The sequence below is a fragment of the Streptomyces murinus genome (genome assembly GCF_002154555.1).
In the GTDB taxonomy this organism is placed as follows: domain Bacteria; phylum Actinomycetota; class Actinomycetes; order Streptomycetales; family Streptomycetaceae; genus Streptomyces; species Streptomyces murinus.
In genome coordinates this window covers 1-3,345 of the sequence record NZ_MUNF01000929.1, presented here as the reverse complement: position 1 = coordinate 3,345, position 3,345 = coordinate 1, and the positions used below count along the sequence as shown (strand labels likewise).

Here is a 3,345-nt window from a genome sequence, read left to right as displayed (position 1 = left end):
GCATGGACTTGGCGGTGCCGGACGGGGTGCCGCGGCGACTGGAGATCGGCGGCAAGTTCGTCGGCGACCGCGCGCTGGTGGAGCGGTGTGTCGTCACGCTCGCCGGGGAGCGGGGCCTGCTGCTCGTCGGCGAGCCCGGCACCGCCAAGTCCATGCTGTCGGAACTGCTGTCGGCCGCCGTGTGCGGAACCAGCGGGCTGGTCGTGCAGGGCACGGCGGGTACGACGGAGGACCAGCTGAAGTACGGCTGGAACTACGCCCTGTTGCTCGCGCAGGGCCCCAGCAGGACCGCGCTGGTGCCGTCGCCGGTGCTCACCGCGATGGCCCGGGGCGCGGTGGCCCGGGTCGAGGAGGTCACCCGCTGCCTGCCCGAGGTGCAGGACGCCCTGGTGTCGCTGCTGTCCGAGCGGCGCATCGCGATCCCCGAACTGGCGGGCGGCGAGGACGCGTTGGCGCACGCGGCGCCGGGCTTCACCCTCATCGCCACCGCCAACCTGCGGGACAAGGGCGTCTCCGAGATGTCGGCCGCGCTCAAGCGCCGCTTCAACTTCGAGACGGTCGGCCCCATCGCGGACCTCGACGCCGAGACCGCCCTGGTCCGCGGCCAGGCCCGGGCCTCGGTGGAGCGGGCGGGCGCGCCCTTCCAGGTCGACGACGCGGTCCTGGAGGCACTGGTCACCGTGTTCCGCGACCTCAGGGAGGGGCGTTCGGCGGAAGGCTGGGAGGTGGAGCGGCCGTCCACGGTGATGAGCACCGCGGAGGCCGTCTCCGTGGCGGGCGCGCTGGGTCTCGCCGCCGCGTACTTCCCCGGCGACCGTGACGTCCTCGGGCTGCTGCCGGGCCATCTGCTCGGTGTCGTACGCAAGGACGACCCGGCGGACGCGGCCCGGCTGCGCGGCTACTGGGACGGCCCGGTCCGGCGCCGTGCCGAACAGGGCTCCGCCACCTGGCGCACCCTGTGGGACCTGCGCACGGTCCTGGAGGGCTGAGGACGGTGCGGTACGACACCCCGGACGCGGCCGTCGCCGCTCTGACCGACCCGTCGGCGCCCTACCTCATCGGCGTACGCCATCACGCGCCCTCGCTGGCCGCGGCCGTGCCCGACCTGCTGGACGCGGCCGCGCCGGACGTGCTCCTGGTGGAGCTTCCCGCCGAGCTGGAGGAGTGGCTGCCCTGGCTCGCCCATGAGGACACCCGCGCCCCGGTCGCCCTCGCCGCCGCCCCCGCGACCGGGGCGAGCGGCCCGGCGTTCTACCCCTTCGCCGACTTCTCCCCCGAACTCGCGGCCGTGCGGTGGGCGGCGCGGCGCGGGACACCGGTGCTCGCCTGCGATCTGCCGCTGGCGGACCGGGCGTGGGCTGGGGCGCCGGACGAGGACGGAGCGACGGCCGGTCAGGGCGCGTCCGGGTCGCCGCGGCCGGGCACCGGCACAGACCGGCCGGGGATCGCCGCCGCGCTGCGCTCCCGTCTCACCGGTCTCCCGGGGGACGATCTGTGGGACCGGTTGGTCGAGGCGGCCGCGCCCGGTTCGTCGCCCCAGGCGCTGCGGCGGGCCGCGTTGCTGACGGGGTGGGCGCTGCGGCAGGAGGCGGTGGCCTCGGGCGGGGTGCCGGCGCTGGATCTGCGGCGGGAGCGGTGGATGCGGGCGTGTCTGGCCCGGGCCACGGCGCACGGGGAGCGCGCGGCGGTCGTGGTGGGCGCGTTCCACGCCCCGGCGCTGTCGGCCCCGGCAGACGGCGACGACGTGAGCGCCACCCCCACGGCCGAGAAAGCCCCGGCCTGGACGACATCTCTCATCCCCTACACCTACGCCCTCCTCGACGCGCGTTCCGGCTACCCGGCCGGGATCCGCGACCCGGAGTGGCAGCACCTGGTGCTGGACGCGGCCGGTGATCCTGCGGCCCTGGAGGACGCGCTGACCGGCGCCGCCGTACGGATCTGCGCCGAGCTGCGGGCGCTGGGGCATCCGTCCGGGCCCGCCGACGCCCGCGAGATCGCGCGGCTCGCCGGGGATCTGGCCCGGCTGCGGGACCTGCCCGCGGCGGGCCGTGGCGAACTGGTCGAGGCGGTGCAGACGGTACTGACCCAGGGCGAGCCGTACGGCCGGGGGCGGGCCGTGGCGAGGGCGATGGAGAGGGTGCTCGTCGGGACCCGTACCGGACGGCCCGCGCCGAAGGCGCCGCGCAGCGGCCTTGCCCCCGCGGTGGAGGCCGAGCTGCTCGCGCTGAATCTGCCCGGCCCCGCCGAGCCGGCCCCCGGCACCGCCCGGGACCTGCGCCTCGACCCGCTCCGCTCCGATCTGGACCGGCGCCGCGAACTCCTGCTGCGCCGCCTCGCGGTGTGCTCGGTGCCGTACGCCGAACCGAAGGCGGTGACCGCCGCGGGCGGCGCCGACGCGCTGACCTCGCGCTGGGAGGTGCGCTGGACCCCGGCCACGGCGGCCATGCTGAGCGTGGCCGGCATCCGCGGGGTCACCCCGGCCCAGGCCGCCGAGGGCGTGCTGCGGGAGCGGCGGCGCCAGGAGCGGGACGCGGGCGGACCCACGGCGGCACAGATCCTGCGGGGCCTGGAGGAGGCGGCCGAGTGCGGTCTGCCCGCGCTCACCGACGAGCGCCTCACCGAGACCGCCGGCATACTCCCGGGTGCCGCCACCCTGCCCGAACTCCTCGCCGGGCTCGCCCTGTCGGACCGGCTGCGGGCCGGGCACGTCCCGGGGCTCGCGGCGGCCGAGGAGCGTACCGGGCGCGCGGCGGCCGTCGCCGAGGCGCTGACCGCCGCGGCCGTACGGCAGCTCGACGGGCTCACCGGTGCCGAGGACCCGGCCGACGCCCGCGCCCTGGTGGAACTCGCCCAGCGCGCCGACCGGTTGGGGGGCATCCGGCTCGGGGACGCGCTGGCCCGGCTGGCGGCCGACGGTTCCCCGCTGATGCGCGGCGCCGCCGGGGCCGTACGGGTACTGCTGGGGCAGGAGGAGGCGCGGACGTTCGGTGATCGCGTGGCCTCCTGGGTGGACGGTGCCGGGGACCCGGAGTCCCGTACGGCGCTCACCGCCCGCCTGGCCGGTCTGCTGACCGCGGCGGGACCGCTGCTGGAATCGGCGGCGCCCGCGCTGGAACCGCTGCTCGACCGGGTGGCGGAGCTGTCCGACCGCGACTTCCTCGACCGGCTCCCGGCCCTGCGCGGCGGCTTCGACACCCTCAGCCCGGCCGCCCGCGAACGGCTCCTGTCCACCGTCGAGGAACGCCTGGACGGCGAACGCCCCTCCGACACCGGGGACATCGACCCGATGGCCCTGGCCCGCTGGACCGGCGCCGACCTGGCGGCCCGCGAGGCGCTGGCCGCGCT

2 protein-coding genes are annotated in these 3,345 nt (G+C 77.3%); both read left to right on the top strand.

What is annotated here, in order from left to right; genetic code table 11:
• On the top strand, window positions 1–989 hold a 989-nt coding region (locus tag CCN72_RS36690; protein WP_086812643.1), incomplete at its 5' end, for an ATP-binding protein.
• A 5-nt stretch (window positions 990–994) separates the two neighbouring features.
• Window positions 995–3,345: DUF5682 family protein (locus tag CCN72_RS36685; protein ID WP_244174669.1), on the top strand; the 2,351-nt coding region annotated here is incomplete at its 3' end.